The organism is Anaerobiospirillum succiniciproducens DSM 6400, from assembly GCF_000482845.1.
Classification (GTDB): domain Bacteria; phylum Pseudomonadota; class Gammaproteobacteria; order Enterobacterales; family Succinivibrionaceae; genus Anaerobiospirillum; species Anaerobiospirillum succiniciproducens.
Window position 1 is genome coordinate 1 of record NZ_AXWV01000032.1, and the last position, 23847, is coordinate 23847.

The 23847-nt window shown below is 43.5% G+C and carries 18 protein-coding genes and 1 tRNA gene; 11 read left to right on the top strand and 8 right to left on the bottom strand.

Annotated features, from left to right (window positions below; genetic code table 11):
* The first annotated feature begins 16 nt into the window (after positions 1 to 16).
* From H524_RS0105565 to alr, 3 genes are all read left to right on the top strand, one after another.
* Positions 17 to 93 (top strand) — tRNA-Arg (locus H524_RS0105565).
* A gap of 702 nt (positions 94 to 795) precedes the next feature.
* Positions 796 to 2259, top strand: a complete 1464-nt coding sequence (gene dnaB, locus H524_RS14425; protein WP_044121569.1) for a replicative DNA helicase — start codon at positions 796 to 798, stop codon at positions 2257 to 2259.
* Positions 2260 to 2766: 507 nt separating this feature from the next.
* Positions 2767 to 3849, top strand: coding sequence for an alanine racemase (gene alr / locus H524_RS0105575; protein ID WP_027939515.1), 1083 nt, complete (start codon positions 2767 to 2769; stop codon positions 3847 to 3849).
* A gap of 397 nt (positions 3850 to 4246) precedes the next feature.
* Here the strand turns inward: alr and nadC are convergent, their stop codons facing one another.
* Positions 4247 to 5092: a carboxylating nicotinate-nucleotide diphosphorylase gene (nadC, locus tag H524_RS0105585; protein ID WP_027939516.1), complete on the bottom strand. Its 846-nt coding sequence runs from the start codon at positions 5090 to 5092 to the stop codon at positions 4247 to 4249.
* A 398-nt stretch (positions 5093 to 5490) separates the two neighbouring features.
* Between nadC and prfB the strand changes: the two genes are divergently transcribed.
* The 5 genes from prfB to H524_RS0105610 all read left to right on the top strand — a co-directional run bounded on the left by prfB (position 5491) and on the right by H524_RS0105610 (position 12093).
* Positions 5491 to 6589 (top strand): peptide chain release factor 2 gene (prfB, locus tag H524_RS0105590; protein ID WP_169726132.1). Its coding sequence is split into 2 segments (ribosomal slippage): positions 5491 to 5565 and positions 5567 to 6589, totalling 1098 coding nucleotides; the frame shifts between segments, so codons are not numbered across the junction.
* A gap of 231 nt (positions 6590 to 6820) precedes the next feature.
* Positions 6821 to 8353: a lysine--tRNA ligase gene (gene lysS / locus H524_RS0105595; protein ID WP_027939518.1), complete on the top strand. Its 1533-nt coding sequence runs from the start codon at positions 6821 to 6823 to the stop codon at positions 8351 to 8353.
* 699 nt (positions 8354 to 9052) lie between these two features.
* Positions 9053 to 9934 (top strand): 4-hydroxy-tetrahydrodipicolinate synthase, encoded by an 882-nt coding sequence (gene dapA / locus H524_RS0105600; protein WP_027939519.1) that lies wholly within the window; start codon positions 9053 to 9055, stop codon positions 9932 to 9934.
* Positions 9935 to 10091: 157 nt separating this feature from the next.
* Positions 10092 to 10880, top strand: a complete 789-nt coding sequence (gene trmB / locus H524_RS14430; RefSeq protein WP_084281671.1) for a tRNA (guanosine(46)-N7)-methyltransferase TrmB — start codon at positions 10092 to 10094, stop codon at positions 10878 to 10880.
* Positions 10873 to 12093: an aminoglycoside phosphotransferase family protein gene (locus H524_RS0105610; RefSeq protein WP_027939520.1), complete on the top strand. Its 1221-nt coding sequence runs from the start codon at positions 10873 to 10875 to the stop codon at positions 12091 to 12093. The genes trmB and H524_RS0105610 overlap by 8 nt, the downstream gene beginning before the upstream one ends.
* Before the next feature lie 473 nt (positions 12094 to 12566).
* Here the strand turns inward: H524_RS0105610 and H524_RS0105615 are convergent, their stop codons facing one another.
* A complete protein-coding gene (locus tag H524_RS0105615; protein ID WP_027939521.1) occupies positions 12567 to 12923 on the bottom strand; it encodes a hypothetical protein in 357 nt (118 codons plus the stop codon).
* A 331-nt stretch (positions 12924 to 13254) separates the two neighbouring features.
* Between H524_RS0105615 and H524_RS0105620 the strand changes: the two genes are divergently transcribed.
* A complete protein-coding gene (locus H524_RS0105620; protein ID WP_027939522.1) occupies positions 13255 to 13953 on the top strand; it encodes a nucleotidyltransferase family protein in 699 nt (232 codons plus the stop codon).
* A 278-nt stretch (positions 13954 to 14231) separates the two neighbouring features.
* Complete coding sequence (gene djlA / locus H524_RS0105625) at positions 14232 to 15215, top strand: co-chaperone DjlA (RefSeq protein WP_027939523.1); 984 nt, start codon at positions 14232 to 14234, stop codon at positions 15213 to 15215.
* A gap of 231 nt (positions 15216 to 15446) precedes the next feature.
* On the opposite strand, the gene H524_RS14435 is transcribed toward djlA, so the two are convergent.
* The 5 genes from H524_RS14435 to H524_RS0105665 all read right to left on the bottom strand — a co-directional run bounded on the left by H524_RS14435 (position 15447) and on the right by H524_RS0105665 (position 20076).
* Complete coding sequence (locus H524_RS14435) at positions 15447 to 16319, bottom strand: pseudouridine synthase (RefSeq protein ID WP_245580443.1); 873 nt, start codon at positions 16317 to 16319, stop codon at positions 15447 to 15449.
* Between the two features lie 261 nt (positions 16320 to 16580).
* Positions 16581 to 17543 (bottom strand): outer membrane protein assembly factor BamD, encoded by a 963-nt coding sequence (locus H524_RS14440; RefSeq protein ID WP_052338932.1) that lies wholly within the window; start codon positions 17541 to 17543, stop codon positions 16581 to 16583.
* A 228-nt stretch (positions 17544 to 17771) separates the two neighbouring features.
* Positions 17772 to 18341, bottom strand: coding sequence for a YggT family protein (locus H524_RS0105655; RefSeq protein WP_027939525.1), 570 nt, complete (start codon positions 18339 to 18341; stop codon positions 17772 to 17774).
* Positions 18342 to 18443: 102 nt separating this feature from the next.
* On the bottom strand, positions 18444 to 19262 hold the full coding sequence (proC, locus tag H524_RS14445) for a pyrroline-5-carboxylate reductase (protein ID WP_044121571.1): 819 nt from the start codon (positions 19260 to 19262) through the stop codon (positions 18444 to 18446).
* Positions 19263 to 19374: 112 nt separating this feature from the next.
* Entirely contained in the window at positions 19375 to 20076 is a 702-nt protein-coding gene (locus tag H524_RS0105665; protein ID WP_027939526.1) for a YggS family pyridoxal phosphate-dependent enzyme, read from the bottom strand.
* Positions 20077 to 20559: 483 nt separating this feature from the next.
* Here H524_RS0105665 and H524_RS0105670 point away from each other — a divergent pair, with 483 nt between their 5' ends.
* On the top strand, positions 20560 to 20766 hold the full coding sequence (locus H524_RS0105670) for a DUF362 domain-containing protein (RefSeq protein ID WP_027939527.1): 207 nt from the start codon (positions 20560 to 20562) through the stop codon (positions 20764 to 20766).
* Positions 20767 to 20904: 138 nt separating this feature from the next.
* Here H524_RS0105670 and H524_RS16435 read toward each other — a convergent pair whose 3' ends face one another.
* Positions 20905 to 23757, bottom strand: a complete 2853-nt coding sequence (locus H524_RS16435) for an ATP-dependent helicase (protein WP_027939528.1) — start codon at positions 23755 to 23757, stop codon at positions 20905 to 20907.
* Between the last annotated feature and the right edge of the window lie 90 nt (positions 23758 to 23847).

The window sequence follows — 23847 nt, forward strand, 5'->3', positions numbered from 1 at the left end:
TGTAAATCAAATCTGCGCACCCGTAGCTCAGCTGGATAGAGTAATCGGCTACGAACCGATCGGTCAGGAGTTCGAATCTCTTCGGGTGCGCCACTCCTCTCGAGCTTTCGCTCAATCTTGAACACCTCGTTCACAATCCCCTTTAAACAAACAAATTTTACTCAACGCCCTTATTGCGTCTTGAGTGTTTGCTATTTGTTTATCCGCTATCTTTTAAAGATTTGTCATTTTGAAATTGGCTTTCGGTTTAAGATCAGCAACCTCAATTGCCACAAAAGCATTTCATATCACCTCATTGCTTATGCAAGAGATCGTATCCATGATGTGCACCATATAGGCATGCAAGACCTGATATTTTGATTGTTTAAAAGATCTCAGTGGAGATCATTTACGGTACTTACAAGCATCTGCAACTGCCTAGAAAAGTTCACTGAAAATCAAAAAAAATATACCTTGTCAGAGCCTTTCCAAGATCCTAAGATAGTGGCCCCGCAAACACGAAGAGGATCACTACTAGATCCATCTTTTGCTAAAAAACGCTGATATTTATCTTGTTTTAGCACATAAACAAGATATACATGCTTTTAACAATCTAGCCTTTACACATAGAGATCTTGGTCATTTTTAGACTCTAGCGATCTCATATACAATAATGGCTATATAGCTGCACACAGCAAGATATTAAAAGCAGGATCTAAGATCACAATACTAAGAGATCGCATCACTTTGAGATCTCAAGATTAAGGCCTGTGCTTTTAGTTTGTTCAACTTTTCTTTAGATCAGGAGTTGCCTAAATGAGTGATTATGGTAGCAGCCAGTCAGTCTCTAGAGACACACCTAAAGACCTCGATGCTGAGCGTAGCTTCTTAGGAGCCCTGATCCAGGATGGCACTTTGCTCTCAAAAGTATCAGAGACAGTAGGTGCTTTAAACGAAGAAGAGTTCATCTCAAACAAGAACCGTCTTATCTACAAGACCATCTTGCAGCGCTCTGCATCTTCAGATGACTTTAACCGTACTGTCTTATGTGACATGCTTGAGACCGACGGCAATCTCGACAAAGCAGGTGGCTATAGCTATATCGCAAGCTTGATCACAGGCATTAGCCTGCCTACATCAGCTGTGATTGAGTTTGCGCAAATTATCCGCAATAAAGCTCGACGTCGCGCCATGATTGAGCTGAGCGAAGACATCATTAACATGTGCTATGAGCCTAATGGTCTGTCCGTTAAAGAGATTTACGATAAGGCTGCAGGCTCTATCTTTGAGCTAGTTGAAAACTCCAATAACAATAATGAAGGTCCTAAACCTGTAGTAGCTCAGGCCGTAGAATTACTCGAAAAAATCCAGAAGGACATGCGCAACCCAAATATGATGTCGGGTGTGCCAAGCGGGTTTGCGGAGTTAGATAATATTACTCAAGGTTTGCAGCCTGGCTCGCTTAATATTATTGCCGCACGACCTTCTGTGGGTAAGACATCCTTTGCGATGAACATCGTGGCCAATATCGCCATGAATCCAGATGTTACTAAGCCTGCATTAGTCTTCTCGCTTGAAATGCCTACAGAACAGATCCTCTTGCGTCTTCTGTCCACATTTGGTCGCATCAGTATGAATGACTTAAGATCAGGTAAGGTAAACAATACCCACTGGTCTGACATTATTCGTAAGCTCAAAATGCTTACTATGGTGCTGCCTCAAGATCGCTATATGGACAAGCTGTATATCGACGATAGCTCTGATTTAACTCCATTAGAGCTACGTAGTCGTGCTCGTAAGCTTGCCAATGAATATGGCGGTCTTAGCGTCATTATGATCGACTACGTGCAGTTAATGCGTGCTCAAAGTAAAGCAGCTAACCGTACCTTAGAAATTGCTGAGATCTCACGCTCTTTAAAGATGCTTGCAAAAGAGCTTAAAGTGCCAGTTCTTGCATTAGCACAGCTTAATCGTGAAGTTGATAGCCGAAAAGATCACCGTCCATTAAACTCCGATCTGCGTGAGTCAGGTTCGTTAGAGCAGGATGCTGATATGATTATGTTCTTGCAGCGTGAGGCTATTTATGGTCCAGGTCCTGGCGGTCATGACAACTCTAATGAGGCTACCTTAATCATTGGCAAAAACCGTAACGGTGCCATTGCTGACATCGATCTTCACTTTATCGGTGAGTACACTGCCTTCTACGACAAGGGCTATGCTGAGGCCAACTTCGATAATGCTGCCCCTGTCCCAACATCAGATGTCATCGCCTACAGCTAGGCATCATTAACTACTACCATCACAACTGCCAGATCTCATCTGGTAGTTGTCGCTAGTATATGTAGCCCATCTACTGTTAATTGCTCCACATACTTTGAGCATTCTAAGAGCACATCTTTAAAATCCCAAGCTTGCCTGCCACATATCTACCTACGCTTAACTTGCCTTGGATATGGCCGCTAAGGCTAAGTGTGACCATTTACATTGGCTAGGCATGCATCTCTTTTATCTTGGGCAACAGATTCTCTTTGCCCTTAGCTCTCTTTTATCTTGGGCAACAGATTCTCTTTGCCCTTAGCTCTCTTTTTCTTTATGAGACTAAACGTTATGGTGCAGTGCTATTTTGCACTTGAATAAGAAATAGTAAGACCCTTATGAGCATATCTTGTACAATAGACAGGCCTCATTGATGAGGCAGTACAAAAGTGTAAGGACATGCTCGTAATAACTTGCGATTATGTCCATGCACTTTTTTCTAATAGCATAGCATCATCGGCGTATTACAAAATGAAATCAGTAACCGCAGTCATTAACCGTCAGGCTTTAGTTGACAACCTTAAGCTCATTAGATCAAAAGTGCCTGAGTCAAATCTGGTCGCGGTGGTAAAGGCCAATGCTTATGGTCATGGCTTAGTTCAAGTCGCCCGCACCTTAGAGCCTTACGTTGAAGCTTTTGCTGTGGCCCGTGTGCCTGAGGCTATGGAGCTTAAACTCTCTGGTATCAAAAAGAAGATTATCTTACTAGAGGGCTTTTTAAACGCTGAGGATATCCCTGTTATTTCAGAGCACGGCTTTTATACTGCTGTCCATGATATGGAACAGATTAAAGCCATTGAGCAAAGCCACATCAGCAAGCCTATTAATGCCTGGTTAAAGATTGATATTGGCATGCATCGCTTAGGTGCTGCTGAAGACGAAGTGGCCAAGATGAAGCAGCTTTTAGAGAGCTCTGACAAGGTTGCCAAACCAATCGGCCTTATCTCCCATCTAAGCGTTGCCGATACCCCTGAAAAGGATGAGTACAATCAGCAGCAGATTGAATACTTCAATAAAGTAGCTAAGTGCTTTAGTGGTGATATCTGTTTAGCTAACAGTGCAGGCATCATTGCTTGTCCAAATGCTCGAACTCAGTGGGTACGTCCTGGCATCATTATGTACGGCATTTCACCTTTTGCCGATCGTACTGGCTCAGATTTAGGTCTTACCCCTGTGATGACTTTAAAAAGCTCCCTCATTGCTATGCGCAAAGTTAAAAAGGGCGCAATGGTTGGCTATGGTGCTGCATGGACAGCCCCATATGACACCGTTATTGGTATTGTTGCAGCTGGTTATGGCGATGGTTACCCTCGCTCTATGCCTAATGGCACACCAGTACGCATTAATGGTCGCAACGTCCCAACCGCAGGCCACGTCTGTATGGATATGCTCTTTGTCGACTTAGGACCAGAGAGTACCGATAAGATCGGTGATGAAGTGATATTGTGGGGCGATGGTCTGCCTGTAGAGCGTATTGCTGCTTTAGCCAATACTATTCCATATGAGTTAGTCTGCCGCATTATGCCTCGTGTGAACATCGAGACCATCAACTAGCAGCTATAGACAAACTGCTCAGCCCTCATGGCTGCGGCCATAGCCACGTAGTGACAGTCTCATCACTGCGGCTAAAGCCACGTAGCTACACTCTCATGGCTGCGGCCATAGCCACGTAGTAACACTCTCATCGCTGCAGCCTTGCAGCGAGTGCAGCAACGCTTCTCATGCAGCTGTAGCTGCAGGAGGCACATAGCTTTAAGATTGGCATAGGCTTAATCCAAAGAAAAAGCCTTGTTAATGCTAACAGGGCTTTTTCTTTGTAAGCTAAGTAGCGGCGCTTTAGCATGCATGCATGAATGCATGCTAAGGCCGCTGCTTTCTTAGCTCTTGCTTAGACTTTATTGGCACTAGCATAGTCTATTTTAGCTACTGCTTAGACTTGCTTTTGTCTAGCCTAGTCCTTAGCAAAGCGCATGGAGAGGTCCATGGCACGTACGTGCTTAGTTAAGGAGCCTACTGAGATGAAATCTACACCAGTAGTTGCATACTTACCAATGGTCTCTAAGTTTACATTACCAGAAATCTCGAGCTTAGCCTGACCAGCGGTGATCTTAACGGCCTCAATCATGTCCTCGAACTTGAAGTTATCGAGCATGATGATGTCAGCCTTAGCTGCTAAAGCCTCCTTGAGCTCCTCAAGGCTTTCTACCTCAACTTCAACCTTGATACCAGGGGTCAGCTCATGAGCCTTAGCGATAGCCTTGGAGATGCCTCCACAAGCCATGATGTGGTTTTCCTTGATGAGGTACATATCAAAAAGGCCAATACGGTGATTATGACCACCGCCTACAGTTACTGCATACTTTAAGGCAGTACGTAAGCCTGGAACGGTCTTACGGGTATCTAAAAGCTGAGTCTTGGTATCGCCCATAGCCTTCACGTACTGATTAACTAAAGTTGCAGTACCAGATAAGGTCTGAACAAAGTTTAAGGTAGTACGCTCAGCAGTGAGCATGGTACGAGCATCACCCTTGAGGCTAAAGAGCTTTTGGTTTGGCTCTACCGCGTCGCCGTCTTTTACAAACCAGGTAATCTCAACCTTGTTGCCTAATTGACGATATACCTCTTCAACCCACTCTTTGCCGCAGAAGATACCGCTCTCACGGGTAATAACAGTAGCCTCATTGACGTGGTCTGCAGGAATAAGCTGAGCAGTAACATCTAATGATGGGTCTACCTTACCGCCCAAGTCCTCTCTTAAGGCCATTTCAACAGAAACTTTGATATCGTCAGCTAACATTTTTTTCTCCTAATCTCATCCTACCTTAGCTGCAAGTTTAGCTAGAGCAAAAATTTGCTTTTGTCATACGCTGTACATACAAGCTTTAGGCTACTTTAGCACTGTATGAGCCTAGCTATATACTAATTTATGCACATAAATAACTAGCTTGCATCTACTTAGTAGATACATCTACACTCTTGAGCTACTTTGCGTGACAAGGCATAAGTACGGTTGAGAGTACGTATTGTTGTGTCAGATGCATACTCTACTCAACTAAAGAGCAGCAACTCAATTAGAGATTCTAGCATTTTTCTGTAGCATTCCTTGTTTTTGTGCGGCTTTAACGCGGGCTTTTTGTTATAATCCCCTTTTGAATTTTGTTGACATTGATCGCACTTTTTTCACGGGAATACAAAGTGTTAGACAACATTTCTTTACAAACGCGCCTTGATAACTTGCAAGAACGTACTGATTCCCTCAGGGGGTATCTTTGATTTAGCTTCCAAACGCGAGCGCTTGGAAGAGGTAAACGGTCTGATGGAAGACCCAGAGGTCTGGGGTGATTCTGAAAAAGCACAAGCTCTTGGTAAAGAGCGCCAGACTTTAGAGCATGTCATTCAAACCTTTGATGACATTGACAGCGGACTTTCAGATGTGGCTATGCTCTATGAGCTAGGCACAGAAGAGAATGATGAGAACACTCTCAATGAGGCAGTCGCTGAGTGCGATGCTTTAGAACAAAAAGTAGAGACTTTAGAGTTCGAAAGAATGTTCTCCAAAGAGCATGACAATTCCGACTGCTACTTAGATATTCAGTCAGGTTCAGGCGGTACCGAAGCTCAAGATTGGGCTGAGATGGTCATGCGCATGTACGTCAAATTTGGTGAAAAACACGGCTTTAAGTGCACTGTAACCGACCTTACTGAAGGTGAAGTTGCAGGCATCAAAGGAGCCACTGTTAAGTTTGAGGGCCCATATGCCTATGGCTGGCTACGTACCGAAACAGGCATTCACCGCCTAGTACGTAAATCACCATTTGACTCAAATAACCGTCGTCATACTTCATTTTGCTCAGCTTTCGTTTACCCTGAAATCGACAACAATATCACCATTGATATCAACCCTGCCGACCTTAAGACCGATGTATTCCGCTCTTCAGGTGCCGGTGGTCAGCACGTAAACAAGACTGAATCAGCAGTACGTATTACTCACATTCCGACAGGCATTGTGGTCTCTTGCCAAAATGAGCGTTCGCAGTTTCAAAACCGCGATCAGGCTATGAAGCAATTGCGTGCCAAGCTCTATGAATTAGAGCTGCGCAAACAACGCAGTGAACAACAAGCCATCGAAGATAGTAAAGACGACATCGGCTGGGGCTCTCAAATTCGCTCCTACGTGCTCGATGACGCCCGTGTTAAAGACTTACGTACCAACGTTGAATGTCGTGACACTACCAAGGTCTTAAACGGAGACCTTGACCAATTTATTGAGGCAAGCTTAAAGCAAGGCCTATAGTTAAGGCTATTTGTACGATTAAAGCTAAGTCCATACACGCAACAAAATTCACTGTGCTCTTATCAGTCCTGTAACTTAGGTAAGTTACAAGGTCAAACATACTGATAGTAAGTGCATCAATAGTGTATGTGCTTGATAGAGCCTTAAACAAGATAATCTAGATGCTCTTGTAAGGCATAAGATTATCTTTACAGAATTTTTTAAGCCTTTTAACCAGGATCCATAACGACCATGACTCAGGCTACTACTCCAAACACTGAGAACACCAACTCTCAAATTCTTGAGCGCCGCGAGAAGCTTGCTGCTTTACGTGAGCAAGGCCAAGCCTATCCAAACGACTTCCACCGTGATGCCATTTCTTGCGACATCGTCAAGGCTAACGCAGATAAAGATGCTGACACCCTTGAGCAAGAGAAGAACACCTACACTATCGCTGGTCGTATCATGACCCGCCGCATCATGGGTAAGGCTGCTTTTGCTACCTTACAGGATATGGGCGGTAAGATTCAGGTATACGTTACCCGCGATGCTCTGCCAGAGGGTCAGTACCAGGAGCTCTTCAAGAAGTTAGACTTAGGTGACATCATTGGTGTTACTGGCTATGCCTTCAAGACCAAGACTGGTGAGCTTACCCTGCACGTTACCTCACTGCGTCTGTTAGTAAAGGCTCTGCGTCCTCTGCCTGAGAAGTACAAGGGCTTAGTAGATCAAGAGGCACGTTGCCGTCAGCGTTACTTAGACCTGATTGCTAACGAAGAGTCCCGTCGTGCATTCCAGATCCGTACTAAGATTGTTTCCTTTATCCGCCGTTACATGGATGAGGCTCGCTTCATGGAAGTTGAAACTCCTATGATGCACGTCATCCCAGGTGGTGCTAACGCTAAGCCATTTATCACCCACCACAATGCCCTCGATATGGACATGTACTTACGTATCGCACCAGAGCTTTACTTAAAGCGTCTGGTTGTGGGTGGTTTTGAGCGTGTTTACGAGATCAACCGTAACTTCCGTAACGAGGGTATCGACGTTCGTCATAACCCAGAGTTCACCATGATTGAGTTCTATATGGCCTATCATGATTACAACGATCTCATCGACTTTACTGAAGACCTCTTCCGTAAGATGGCCTTAGATGTTTTAGGCGATACCAAGGTTCACTATGGCAAGGAAGGCGAAGAGGGCTTAGACCTCGACTTTGCTAAGCCATTTGAGCGTCTGACCATGCGTGAGGCTATTGTTAAGTACTCTGATGGCAAGATCACTATGGAAGATCTTGAAGATGAGGACAAGGCACGCGAGTGGTGTAAGAAGCTGCACGTTGAGATGAATAAGGGTTGGGTATTAGGTCACTACATTGCTGCCTTATTCGAAGAAGTTGCTGAGTCTAAGTTACAGCAGCCTACCTTCATTACTGAGTACCCAGCTGAGATTTCTCCATTAGCTCGCCGTTCTGACGTAAACCCAGCTTTCACCGATCGCTTTGAGTTCTTCATTGGCGGCCGTGAAATGGGTAACGGCTTCTCTGAGCTTAACGATCCAGATGATCAGGCAGGTCGTTTCCGTCAGCAGGCAGAGCAGAAGAAGTGCGGTGATGACGAGGCTATGTACTACGATGAGGACTACATTGTAGCCTTAGAGCACGGTCTGCCTCCTACTGCTGGTGAGGGTATCGGTATTGATCGCGTAGTTATGCTCTTTGCTAACTGCCACACCATCCGTGACGTAATCTTATTCCCAACCTTACGTCTGCAAAACAACAAGTAAGAGTACCTTTAAGCCGCTCTAGTTTGTTGTACGCAACATGAGGCTCTAAATGCTAAGAGGCAATGATGCTTTCATTAGCTTATCTTGATTCTTAGAGCCTTACATGGGCTAACACTCTTAGATGTCAAAGACATCTAAGAGATTACAAGTGCGCTGTACTCATGTAAGCCCATAGTATTGAAAAGCCCGCCTCGTGCGGGCTTTTCATATTTTGCTAGAGAGGAGAGCTGCTCTTTGTCGTTGTGCTTATCCAATATTCACTGCCTTGCTGCCTTTGTCATTAAAGGTTGAAACACTAAGAACTTAGTAAGTGCACCAGTATGATGCAAAAACTAACTTTACCAAGGCGAGAATGTGATTGTTGCACAACTTTGGCGCTATCAGGTGCAAATTAGGGAGTAAAAGGGCGCAAAAATCGCAAAAACAGTGCGTATAGCTATATTTGATCTTTATAGACTGCCTTGCGTTGCTTAAAATTGTTAACACAAGGTCATGTATATTTCATGGCTCGCTTCATATAGTCATGCTGGCGCTTGCTGCCCTTTGTAATGAAGCTTTGTACGCAAGATTAACAAGAGTCTTTGTATCCCTGCTTCAAGCACTGTGCATTGACCCTGCTATACACTGGATCATTAAGCTATAGGAGCTTTTGCTAGCTCCTTAGTCTAGATGACACTTTTCGTCCCACACGGAGCTGATATGCACAAGTTTCACGGATCCCTAGTTGCTCTTATTACACCGTTTAAAAACGGTAAGCTTGATGAGCAGGCTTTAGAGCGTTTGGTTGAGTGGCACATTGAAAACGGCACCGACTGTCTTGTACCTGCAGGTACTACAGGCGAATGCCCTACCCTCACCTCAGAAGAACACTCCAAGGTTATCGAGATTGTTGCCTCAGCTGCCAAAAAACGTATCCCAGTTATGGCAGGTGCTGGCTCTAACAATCCAATGGAAGCCATTCACTACTCTCAAGAGGCTCAAAAGGCTGGTGCCGATGGTCTTTTACATGTAGCCGGTTACTACAATCGTCCAAACCAAGAAGGCTTATATCAGCACTTTAAGCTCGTTCATGACGAGACTAACCTGCCGATCTTTGTTTACAATATCCCAGGCCGTGCAGTAGTTAACATCCTGCCAGAAACCTTAGCTAAAATTGCTACCCTGCCACGTATTGCAGGTGTTAAGGACGCTACAGGTGATTTAGCTCGACCATGGCTTGAACGCGCTTTAATCAAGCGTGAAGACTTTACCTGGTTATCTGGTGAAGACGCCACCCAGGTTAGCTATAACGTAGCAGGTGGTGTAGGCTGTATTTCTGTTACTGCCAACGTTGCCCCTCACTTAGTCCATCAAGTTCAAGAGCTCACTGCACAAAATAAGTGGGTTGAAGCTCGTGAATTACAAGACAAGCTCATGAAGCTCCACGGCCTCATGTTCCGTGAGCCATCTCCAGCAGGTGCTAAGTACGCAGTATCTTTATTAGGCTTATGCTCTGATGAGGTTCGTCTGCCTATTATGCCACTTAGCGATGAGACTAAGAGCGCCATTAAGAGCGCTATGCAGGAACTGCAGCTGATCTAAATTTAGATCATAATTGAGCATACTCATAAGCATACGCTTGCAGTGCATAGTGCGAATATTCTATTGTCTTGGCCGTCACTTCTCAGATTAATAAGCACATGTTAGCTTGTTAAGGCTGAAACGCGACGGCATTTTTGTTTTTTTTAAAAAAGGCTTTATGACTGAAGATATCCGTAATGGGTTAGACTCCCAAGAACTTGACCTTAACAAACAAGAGCAAGCCTGTGATTCACAAGGCGAGTGTGCCGCTCAAGGCGATGATAACGAGCACAAGAACCACCGCGTTAAGTCATTCGTCATCCGCGCTGGTCGTATGACCAATGCTCAGACCAAGGCTTTAGAAGAACTCTCTCCAAAGTATGCAGTTGATGTAAGCTCACTTGAGCGCTTAGACACTGCTGCTATCTTTGGTCGTGAAGCTCCATTAGTGGTTGAAATTGGCTTTGGCATGGGCGCATCCTTTGTTGAAATGGCGCAAAAAGACCCATTGCGAAATTATCTCGGAATCGAAGTACACCCACCTGGTGTTGGTGCCTGTATGATGCTTATTGAAGAAGCTCAGATTTCCAATGCCAAGGTAATTAAGTACGATGCCTTTGAGGTCTTAACTAAGTGCTTAGGCCCTGAAAGCATCGACATTTTACAAATCTTCTTTCCAGATCCTTGGCCAAAAGCACGCCATCACAAGCGTCGCTTAGTCAACCCAGAGTTTTTAAAGCTTGTCACCCCACTTTTAAAGCATGGTGGCAACATCCGTATGGCCACAGATTGGCAAGAGTACGCAGAGCAGATGCTTGAGTGCTTAAATGCCGCTGAAGGTCTTGAGAATACCAACCCATCTGGAGGCTATATCCCGCGTCCTGAATGGCGTCCACTCACCAAGTTTGAAAAGCGCGGCGAGCGTTTAGGCCACGGAGTGTGGGATTTAGTATTTAAACGTGTCTGATCGTTATTCCCAACTAATTGCATTCTTAAAGTCCTGCGACATTCCTTGCTCTGATTGCAACCCTTGCGATTGTGGCTGTCAGTGCGCAGGCTCTTTAGCTCCACTCAATGGTGACGCCTCTTTCCGCCGTTACTATCGCTTAAAGCTCGATGAGGCTAAGTTCAACGAGCTTTGTGATAAGGCTGGTGTGAAAAAAGGCTTTAGCGCCTACTCAGGCTCGGTCATCGTTATGGATGCTCCGCCCGAGACACAAAAGAACCGTGAGTTCTTTGCAATCAACCATGCTCTTAAGAACTCTAAAGTCCTAGTCCCTGCCATTGTTGCCTGTGATATTGAACAAGGCTTTATGGTGCTCGAGGACTTTGGTGATCGTGATCTGTTCAAGACCCTGCAAGAGGACCTTAGGCCAGCCTACCTCTTTAAGGCTGTCGTAGAGATGACCAAGATTGGTTGCATGCCTTTTTCTAAAGAAGAAGCAGCATTAATTGCTCAAAAGAAAGCACAATCTCAACAAGATGACGCCTCTATGGCACAAATCATCCCTGAATATAGCTTTGATGAGAGTGATTATGTGACCATGCAAAATCTGCCTAAGTTTGATCATGACTTTATGCAGATGGAAATGGGCATCTTCACCGAGTGGCTTTTAGATAAGACGCTACATTTAGAGCTGAGCGATGTTGAAAATGAGATACTTAAGCGCTCTTTTGACTTTATTGCTGCTCAGTGTGCTATGCAGCCGCAGCGTGCTATGCACCGCGACTTCCACAGCCGCAACATCATGTTCGTAACCCCAGGCGGTGGTGAGCCATCAATTCTCTCTCGTCTAGCTATCCTTGACTATCAGGACATGGTCTTAGGCCCAATTGGCTACGATTTAGCCTCTTTAGCCTATGATTGCTACTTCGAGATTGAAGATAGGTTACGTCAGATGTTAATAGGCCACTTACATCGTGTCTATAGTGCTTCTGGCATCATTGATGGTGAGAAGGTAACTGAGGCAGACATTGCACGCTTTGTTTACATCTGCGCAATTCAGCGTCATATCAAGGTGCTAGGCCTGTTCAATCGACTTAACTTACGTGATGGCAAGTCTGGATACTTAAAAGACCTTCCACGTGTCTTAAACTACCTGCTTGCTAACTGCGCTAAGTTTGATGAGCTTACAGATTTCAAAGCTTTCCTTGAGACTAAGATTCAGGGCAAGGTTTAACATTTCTTAAAAAGCATAGGCTACGCTTACCTTTTTGCTAGAGACACTACCCATAGTGCATCTACGCTATCCTGCCTTACTTCGGCACTGTCCACCTTTAACGTGGTCAGTGCCGCTTTTGTTTATACACCCCCATAGTTAAAAGCTTCAGCACTACTCCCTTTGATACCTGTAAACAAACTCAAGATAAATATCCCCTTGGATGTAAATGTAGTGGCTCATTACAGTGTATATTTAGTGCCACATTACAGCCCTCGATAAATATGGCATGCTCATTTGACTCAGCTACTAGATGCTAGAGGCGTTATTTGTGTCGTGAGGCCTTTGATGCGCCCAATATGGCTTTAGCGTTCAACAAAAAAGCCTGCGATCTTAGATAAAAATCTGCAGGCTTTGAGAATTAATATGACGCTTTTTTTGATGAGTTGAAGCACATGTACACAATACTACTTATTAGCAGCTTGGACAGTGACCTACTTATATAAGCCAAAGAAGTTGCCGTTTAGGCCACATAGCCCATCTCTATCACCAGAAATTACTTTGACACCATTAACGTAGAGCTTGGCCACAACTGGAGTTGATTCGTGATCGACTAAGTCGCAGATTAAAATGTTGTTATCGACTAAAGAACAACTACGGCTATCAATTTCACAAGTGTGGAAGTTAGTGACTTGAGTTGTGTCTATCTTAAGTGAATAGCTCTCAGGGCTGGTTTGATTAATTTCAAGAGAACCACTGTAGCCTTCTTCTTGATATTTAAATGTGGCAGCGCTGGCACCTGCACAAGCAAAGGCAGTAATAAACAGACCTAGGGCAAACTTTCTTAACATCGTGATCTCCACATGCAATTATGGCCAGAGCCTAACCAAAGCATGTTGCTACTTATGGCTAAACCACTGACTAAAAACTATTAACGTACTTAGTCTAGATTAGCCACATAACGCCTTTAGTAGTGAATCGCTCTAATTGTTAATCAAGTCACATATATCTAGAAATTAAACATACAAATACAGTTAACGATCTAAACTGGTGCATCATCTTTCCAGAATTATCACTTATTTAAAGTAATGGATTATTGGCTTTTCGCACCTGAAAGCTAGCTTATTGCATATGCCATAGCTAGAATGATGATACTTGTTATAGCAAGGATAAGGATAAACTATGCGTGCCATGATATTAGCAGCAGGACAAGGCAAACGTTTGCGACCTATCACTGCCACCATACCTAAGCCTATGGTGCAGGCTGGCGGAAAAACTTTGCTTGAGCACCACTTTGATAAGCTCAAAGCAATTGGCATTACTGATCTTGTAGTCAATGGAGCCTATCTTAAAGATGTACTCTTCGACTATCTTCAAGATGGCTCACCTTTTGGACTGAAGATTTCTGTAAGTGCTGAGGATGCAGATGGTCTTGAAACTGCTGGAGGCATTATCAAGGCGCTGCCTTTACTTGGATCAGAGCCTTTTCTCGTGATTAATGGAGATATCTTCTTAGATACCCCATATGATTTTCTGCTGCCTTGCCCAGAACAAATTGCTAAGCAACAACGCCTTGCTCATCTCTTTTTGACCAGCAATCCAGCCCACAACTCCAAAGGTGACTTTGCCTTATCAGACAGTGGCGATCTAATTTACGGCTCTGACTATACCTTTGCAGGTTTTGCCTGGTATCACCCCCAAGCTTTTGCAGGTAGAGCAGTGAGCCGTGAGCCATTGCGTCCTTATTTTGATCGCTGGATTGAAGAGAAACAGATTACAGCATCAGTGCTAAGTGCACGTTGGTTTGATGTAGGTACTGTAGAGCGTCTTAATGATTTAAACGTCTACCTTGAAGATAAAACTAATAGCTTGAATAGCTAAAGAAATAACTTAGATAGCTAAAAGTGTTAGCTTAGATAGTAAAAAGCGCGGCACTTTGTTCTAACTATATGCAGTTTAGATCATGGCAAATGCCGCTTACTAAGCTTAATCTGTCCTAAACATGGGAACATATAGATACTCAGGGGCTAGCAAGGATATTATGAGCTCATGCTCCTGCATAAAGATTATTGTTTCTAATTGGGCCTAATCTTGATAGGCATGACCTCAATTGTGTATTTCATAAAAGCGGGTCAGAAATCAAATAGGTTTTATTACTCATGAGTTCAAATGTTATCTCGTGGAAAGGCCGTATTATTGGCGGTCTAATTGGTTTTTTATTTGGCGGTGTTGGCTTTTTCATCGGCTTTGCCCTTGGCTATTTCTTATACGATAAGCCACGCAACGAAATGGTACAAAGACATACACAGGCACGTAATGCATTTACCGGCACTAATATCAATCCGTATGCACGTGAGCGCCTGATTAAAACTACCTATCGTTTGATGGGCTACGTATCCCGTGGCGCAGGCCGCATTAATCAATCTCATATCAATCAAGCTGAGTACTTTATGAAGGTGATGCAGCTTGATGATGCCATGCGCTCATTAGCTATTGAAAGCTTCAATTTAGGTAAGAAAGATCATTTCGATCTTTATCGTGAGGCACAAAAACTCTACTCAGTATTTGGTAACAGCTCTAGCACTATCGTGTCATACCTGATGGAAATTCAAGTATCCATCGCCATGGCAGATCAGGTAATTGAGGATGGTGAACACAAACGCCTCTTAGAAGTAGCTCAGGCATTAGGCATTCCTCTTAACCACATGGAGCAATTGATTCGCGTCCGTATCGCCGAAATGCAGTTTGCCAACTTCTCTAGAGAATACGCTAAGTCTCGCCAAAGTCATTATCAGAGTCAGGGTAATCAGGGTAGCTACAGCAGCTATGGCAACCAAAGTTACGAAAACTACGAAAAGTATGGCTACGATCAAGATGAGTCAAACAGCTCATCATCTGACTCATACAGCTACAAGTCTCACTCAAGCTCTGATCTCGACAACGCCTATCAGATTCTTGGAGTAACTAAAGATACTTCATGGGAAGATATCCGTAGAGCCCATAAGAAACTGATGCTTAAGTATCACCCTGATCGCTTAGCCTCTCAGGGTCTGCCTCCTGAAATGGTGAGCATGTATACCCAAAAGGCTCAAGATATTCAGGCTGCATTTGCTCTTATCAAACGCCACCTTGGCAAAAAATAGTGTCAGTTACACTCTCATGACCTAAAACAAAGGCCCTGACAACATTATGCTGTCTGGGCCTTTGTTTTTGGCGTTTTCTAAACCTGCTGCTGACTCATGAGTCATCGACAATCGCGCCTGCCTCAGCTTGGCCATTAGCTTCAGCTTATCCATCAACCCGCTTAGCTATTAGCCTGAGTTTGGCCATTAGCTTGAGCTTGGCCATTAGCCTCAGCTTGCTCATTAGCCTGTTTAGCCATTAGCCTGAGTTTGGCCATTAGCCTCAGCTTGGCAATTAGCTTGAGCTTGAACAGAGGCGGAGCTTTTGACGTCGCTGTCAGTTGGCTTGAGCATAGTGTTGGTAACCTTTTGCACTAAAGGCTCAAGGTCAACATCTAACCAGTTAAGGTCGATAGGACAAGACTCAGGTATATCAAAAGGTGCTGGTGCTGCAAAACGTAATAACTGACCAGTACTTGGATGTTCAAAGCTTAGTAAACATGCATGGAGGTTTAAGTGTGGTACACACTCAAACACTCTGTCATTAGCGTAAAGGTGATCGCCTAAGATTGAGTGTCCTAGCTGCTGCATATGCACACGCAGCTGATGGGAGCGACCGGTTTGCGGATAGAGGCGGACAAAGGTGCGATCTTTTTGCTCATCGTAGTACATGGCCTCATAGTAAGTGAGAGCCTTTTTGCCTACTTCAAAGTTAACGCTTTGGAAAGGACGGTTATTAATGTCCAAAATCAAAGGCAGATCTACCGCTCCAATACCCTCAAGCTTGCCATCAACCCAAGCTACATAGACCTTCTTTACCGTTCTAGAAATAAACTGCTTACCCAAGGCTGATACGGCTGGCTTATTTAGCCCCACCACCATCACACCTGAGGTACCGTAATCGAGGCGATGCACGGCAAAGGCATCTTCATACATGCTCTTAACACGCGACATGATACTGTCATGATGGATCTTGAGCTTGCCTGGTACAGACAAAATTGTAGAAGGCTTATTCACCACCATGATGTCACTATCCTCATGGAGGATGTCCAAAAATGGAATTAACGGTGGATCATAGTGGAACTCACGACTTGCCATCTTATGGTACTCATAAAAATGCCGCATATATCTTTGCATGCAGATAGCTAAATGACTTGCCTGTAAACAGCACTAATCTTTGCTAACTCATATGCATAAGATAGAACTTGCATGGTACAAAAACGAAAAAACCCGCATTAACGGGCCTAAAACTACACCAAAAGTGTCTTTTTCACAATCAAGAGCCAATCTAAGCCCCTACCTTGCAAGGCTGAGTTTAACTCTTGATGAAAAGCGCTTAAATGAAATTAATTCATCAAGCGCTTTTCAGATTAAAGAACTATTTAATTAGTTCTGACGCTGCATCTTAGCCATCTTTTCTTCTTGAATCTGACGTAAAGCTTCAGCACGCATCTTAGCATCACGCTCGAAACGATTAATTGGCTTGAACTGACGCCAGAAGTAAATGCGGTCTGCCATAGGAGCATCAACTACGAAGTTGTAAACACCCTTAATGTCATTACCTGCAGCATCTACTGGCAGAGTCTCGTTAGCCATAAACTTTGGTCTATAGCCCTCAGGGAAGGTCTCATCACGCAGCTGAATGGTGTTGGCCTTAGCTTCCTTTAAGCCGAGCTTGTCATAGCTCTTAATCATGATATCTAAAGCTTCTTTTAAAGCTGGAGTATTACGATAGCTATGTACGATATTGCGGCCGTGGGTAGCAGCAGAAACATAAGCGCCACGTAAGTAGTAGTAACGAGCAATATTGAGCTCATGCTTAGCTAACTCACGCTTGATGAAAATCATACGCTGACGAGCATCTGCAACATAGAGGCTATCAGGATAGGACTCGATTAACTCGCTGAAAGTGTTAAACGCGTTAATGAACTCAGTAGGATCCTTTTGTGAGCGATCTAAGCCTAAGAAATCCTGGAACATGTCGGCGCGTTTTTGCATCTCAATTAAGCCCTTCATGTAGTAAACATAGTCAATGTTTGGATGAGTTGGGCTTAAGCGGATGAAACGTGCTACCTGAGCTGAGGCAAGCTCACTCTCACGTTGCTTGTAATAAACGTAAATAAGGTCAAGCTGTACCTGAGAGGTAAAGTCACCAAATGGGTAGCGAGAGTCGATTGCTTCTAAGTAACGACGAGCTGTATCAAACTCACCAGAGGCCATGGTTGTCTGGGCTACTTTATAGAGGTTCTCTGGAGATACATCTGGTACTTCATCAGCATTAGGACCACTGCTACAAGCACTAAGAAGTAACGACAAAGCAAAAGCGCCGAGGGCCAAATATTTAGTCATTGAGAGCTCCGTTACAAAGACATATACAGGTCAAAACCCCTGTACATCGCGGAAAAAATAGCAAGTCATTGTATCAAAGAAACGACAAAACTATCAAAATTCTTGCCTAGCCTCAATCTAAAAATCATGAGACGTTGGCATGTCGCTAAGTGCCATACATTAGACGTATATAACGCATTAAGCGTAACGACGCGTACGCTATGGCTTAAAGAGAGGCTAGTACAGAGGCTACATCATGCGCCAGAGTAAGAACAGCTCAGGACTTACAGAGGCTAAGATCTTGTAAATCAGTGCGTTTGCGCCATAAATGAGTAACAGCACTACCATTAAAGAAATATCAATCATGCCAATTGGTGGGATGATGCGCTGTACCGGGCTAGTGATTGGTTCAGTTGCCTGAGATAAGGTGTAACCAAACTCTCGAGTTGCTGGCAACCATGAGCACAGGGCCTGAACTAACAGCAAACAGATCACAAGATAGCCAAAGCTCTTAATAAAGAGAATGACAGAAGCAAAAAGAGCATACACAATTGGCAGCTTTACAAAGAGTAATGCAGAGAGCAGCCACCATGCTAGAGAAATAATCATGGCGACAATAAAGCCAGCGATGAAAAATGAGCCCATACGAGCCTGACGCCATACAGGGATATTTACTAATGGGTTAGTAAGCTTAGTAACAGCCTGCACCATAGGATGGTAGTAGTTAGCTGACGAACTCTGCAGCAAAGCCCTAAACTGGAATAACATCACGACAGCAGTCACGATGTACATGAGATTCCAAAACATTGAAAGTGACATAATCAATCCTAAATACTTAACTTAATGCCTGTCATATATGGCAAGGCATCATGAAATCTATTTTTGCGCCTCAATAAGGGCTAAATTACTCATCTTTTGAGCTTATTTAAACATGTCTTCAAATTCACGAGTACGACGTAGACATGCCTCAATAACCTCAGACATCATCTCTTCAAAATGATACTCGGTCATTTTTGACAGACCTTGGAAGGTGGTACCACCTTTAGAAGTTACCGCCTCACGTAAGGCTGATACACTTTGATCTTGATTGTTGATGACCATTTGAACAGTGCCAAGGGCCATAGCCTCAATAATCTGACGTGACTGTTCGGCTGAAAAACCTTTCTTTTGAGTCTCTGCAATTAAAGCTTCCATAAAGCGATATAAAAATGCAGGAGCAGAGCCTGCTAAAGCGCCCAAGCTGTTAATACCCTCTTCATCAGTAAGTACAGTTTTGCCAAGGCCCTTTAAGAGCTCTAAGCACAACTCCTCATCAGCCTTGGTAGCGCCTTTATCTAAGGCAACTGAGGTAACACCTAAGCCTAACTTAGCTGGTGTGTTAGGCATAATACGAATTAATCGAACTGCACCTAAACGAGAGAAGAAGGCAGAAAACTTAAAGCCTGCCGCCATGGAGATGAACAGCTTGTCTGAGTAATCAACACCACTATTTTTAATCTCTTCTAAAACATCAGGCATGATCTGTGGCTTTACGCCTAAGAAGATAATCTTAGATTCTCTTAAGGCCTGTATATTGTCGGCAGTTACTGTGGCACCTTTATTAGCAAAGTGCTCGAGCTTCTCTACATGAGGGCCGCTCACAATAATATTATCGACGTTACCACGGGTAGCGATAATGCCATTGAAGATACAGGAGGACATATTGCCTCCACCGATAAAGGCGATGTTCAGCTGTTCCATTCTTTCCACTCAAACATTGCTCTTATAGCAAGACAACCGAAGTTAGACTCAAGTTTAATTAAAAATTAAGATTAGTACTCTGCGTAAGATGATATCTTATCAAGCACGATCCTTACTTGTGATATTCGCGAGCACCGAAGATAGCTGAGCCAATCCTCACCTCGGTTGAGCCGCAGGCAATAGCCTCATCCAGATCTTGGGTCATACCCATAGATAGCTCAGTTAAATTTGGATATGTGGCGCTTAATCTATCGCGCAGAGCTTTAAGGCTATTAAATGATTGCTCTAGCTCATCTTTATCTGCATCAATTCGAGCCACGCCCATTAATCCTATCACTTCAAGCTTAGGTAAAACTGAGGTGGCTTTGATAAGCTCTTCTACCTCATGTTCATCACAACCTTGCTTTTGATCTTCATGAGAAATATTGACCTGAATCATCACCTTTAAAGGCGGTAAATCATCAGGACGCTGATCACTTAGTCTCTGAGCAATCTTAATACGATCAAGACTTTCTACCACATCAAAATGAGCGGCAATGTGTTTAGTTTTATTCGACTGAATTGGGCCAATAAAATGCCAAATTATGTCATTAAAGCCCTGAGATTTTAAAGACTCTATCTTTTGCGCAGCCTCAAGAGCATAGGACTCGCCAAAATAACGCTCACCTGCGGCATAGGCCTCTTTAATCATTTGTTCAGGCTTGGTCTTGCTCACACACAAGAGTTTTACCGTACTTACATCACGACCAGATGAGGTACATGATGAACTAATTTGATTGTGTACCTGTTGCAGATTTTCAAGAATATTTTGCATGACTCACATCTTCAATTAAGGCCGAAAGTACAATAAGGAATGATGTCGCAAGTAAAGACAAAGAAAGTTTGCTTAAATTACACCATGGTATCATGTGTAAATTGCGCCACTATCATACTCTTTGTGTGCATCATCCTAACAGATTACCATCTAGACTCTTGTCAAAATAACTTTTCCTTCATTAATCGTATGCATGATCTTATGATAAGACGAACGCATACTTTAAGCTAAAGCTTGTTTTGATAGCACTTGTATAGTGCGTACAAAAGCCTATGATCTATTGCGGATGTTTACTGCCATCAGACTGCCAAAGTCTCATGCCTTGGCACTAATACTAATTTGTAACTCACTAAGTACTGCTTAGTTAAGCTTAGCCTTGATACCGTACTTTAGCTAAAGCTTTAATACAAATTACTTACTCGCATCAGGCATAAGCTGATAACTTTTACCTGAGAGCGCTAGACTCACTACAGAGGGACACTAATGTTCTACATTGATCAAGATACTTGTACTGCATGCGATGCTTGCATTGAAGCTTGTCCATGCGATGCTGTTATTATCGTCGACGGTAAACACACTATCGACCCAGATCTTTGCGTAGAGTGCGGTGCCTGTTACGATGCATGCGAGTGGGGTAGCGTCTTTGAGGCTAACCCTGCGGACATGGTGATCCCAAAGAAGGATCTCTAATACTCATTGTGTCGCGCACGGTGCTCATCACATACGATAAAGGCAGCTTCAAGCTGCCTTTATCATTTTTACTTGAAGTAGTGGCCAACGTATTTGCCATTATTAAAAGCCGCCATAAGCTCAACTATCTTAGATAAGCTAGTTTACCTTTTTGATAGCATATGGCTTAGTCCCCATATCCTTGAGAAGGCCCACTGCCTCTTCAATAAAGCGACTTATATGTACCTTCTCTGCTGGATAACCGTAACTACTACGTTGTAAACAATAGCCTACAAATAACTCTTGCTTGGCACGTGTTACAGCAACATAAGCTAAACGACGCTCTTCTTCTATATTTTTATTTAAGCGTGATGGCAAAATGTTTTCCTCAAAGCCAACACAGATGACTGCCTTAAACTCCAAGCCTTTAGCTGAGTGAATCGTCATGAGCTTAACTGAATTGTCATCAACCACGCCGTTTTGACCCTTTTCATTTGACTCAGCTGAGCTAATCAAAGCCACGCCAGATATAAAGTTTAAGAGCAAATCAAACTGCGAAATTTCAGTGCCATCGTCAAGCACGATCTTGCTCTGCTCTCTAAGTACTTGTGCATGATCTGCACTCTCTTTAGCATCACCATCATGATCTTTATTGTGACCATCCATATTCATAAATGGCTCTTTTGTAGCTTTAACAGCTTTAACTGGTGATTTTTGAGCCTTAGATAAAAGCCCTTCACTCTCAGCGATAGAAGTTAACCCTGACACAGACTCATTAGACTCATCTTGAGAATCTCTACTCTCACTAACCTCGGTGTAAATCGCCGCTACAGCTGGGGCTGGCTCTGCATCATCGTCATCGCGAATTGACTGTAAGAAAGCCTCATAGCTTGAGATCTCAGTTCCATCATCACCAATGAGAGCATCCTCAATACGCAAAGCTAACTCATTGAGATTGCTAGTTGGCTTTTCTTGCAGAGCCTCCGCATTAATAATAAGCTGTTCAATATTGTCCATACGAGATACACCAAAACGAGCAGAGTGCTCCTTGGTATCTAAAGACATAAAGTACTCATCAAGACCAGACTCACTAATCACCAGCTTAATTAAATCAGGCAGCTTGGTGGTGTACATCTTTTTCTTTAACGACTCAATCAGCTCATAAAACGGAATGGCTTTTTTAAAGGCATTGGTAGTTGAGCGATCGCCTGATCTAAATGCCATACTCAAAGCTTCATAGCATGACAAGCCGCAGGTTCGAGCATAGAGCTTAATCTTCTGCAGATAAGCCTCACCCATACCTCTACGTGGGACATTTAAGACCTGCTCAAAGGCAATGTCGTCCTTTGGATTAACCATGAGGCGCAAATAACAGAGCACTAAGACAATCTCAGAACGCTCATAGAACTTGGTGCCACCATAGATCTGATATGGAATATGACTATTAAGCAGCATGCTTTCAATAGGAGATGAAAGCGAGTTATTGCGATAGAGCACTGCAACGTCTTTGTACTCATAGCCCTTAGCTTGCAAGATCTCTAGAACACGACTTACAAAAGCCGCATCAGAACTGCACCTTACGATATTTACTACAGGAGTATCTTTTTGCTGCAATTGCCAAGTATGCTTGATACGTTTTTTTACCTTGTTATCAGAAATGGTGTGATTAAAGATCAGTGCTTCAATAACCATTTTGCGCATTGAAGGTGTCATTTGCTCAAGAGCGCCATGATAGCCATCAACACTTTCTAACTGTTTAAAGTAATCAGCACTGTACGGCTCTACTCTAAAAGTTATGCCACTAGAAGCACCCAGTTCCTCAACATCATCAGAGAGTAACTCACTACCTGCATTAAAACTGTCTTCTACAATTGCACCATGAGCTGCAGATTTTACAGAGCCAGTCTCATCAGAACAGACAAACTTAATGGCCTCTATGACCTTATCTTTTGGGAGTGACAGCAGCAACTGCAAGTCTGCTTTAGAAAGCTCTTTATAAATATCAGGTGCAGTTAAGAACTTCTCAATAATACGATCTGAGTTATAGGCAATTATGGCATTTGCAAAGTTCAGAATGTTTTGTGTTGAACGGTAGTTAATGGTCAGCTCATGCTTGTTGATATTTGGCAGATCTCGCTCAATACGCTGCAGATTGGCAATATCAGCACCACGCCATGCATAGATACCCTGATCATCATCGCCCACCACCATTAAATGGTTGTACTGATTCTTAATTAGCATGACGATCTGATACTGAATGGTATTGGTATCCTGAAACTCGTCGATAAAGATGTACTTAAAGCGGCGGGTGTAATACTGTCGAATGCTTGAGTTTTCCAACAAGAGCTTCTTGGTACGATTGAGCAGATCATTAAAGTCTAAGACGCTAGAGGTCTCACATTCTTGGCAGTAACATGCAAAGAGAATCTGATAGAGCTCTTCACTAGAGTATGATTCCCAGTTATCTGCAAGCGAAGCTCTTACAGCCTTAAGTACTTTTGGATCAATTGCTGGACTTATGTCCTTTTGCTTATCCTGATTGATACGATTGAGTACTGTGCGTAGGTCAACCTCACCATCTTTCAAATCGCCATAAGACTCATTGTTCTTAATGCCGTATTGAGTGTAGATACGCTTTAGTAATGTCTTTTGATCTGAGGTGGTAATGATCGAAAACTCACTTGGTAGTCCCGCCTCAATCGCATGGCGATGCAAGATCTTATTGCACAGACCATGGAAGGTTGTTACGACCAGGCTTTTAACATCGTCATCATCCCAGCCTAAGGCCAACGTTAGACGGGTACGCATCTCCTCAGCAGCCTTGTTGGTAAAGGTTACCGCCAGGATCTGCCATGGCTTACACTCTTGAGTACTAACAAGATATGCCACACGCGAGATCAATACTTTAGTCTTTCCTGTACCAGCACCTGCAACTACAAACATGTCACAAGGATCGGCAGTAGCAATCTCAAGCTGCTGTTCATTAAGGCTATCAAGCAATGATGTAGGCATGATCTGTACAACCTTATAAAAAATGTGGCACTCAAAAGATAACGAAGCAAAGAAAGCAGCTACCTAAGAGCCTAGGATAAGTGCCAAACA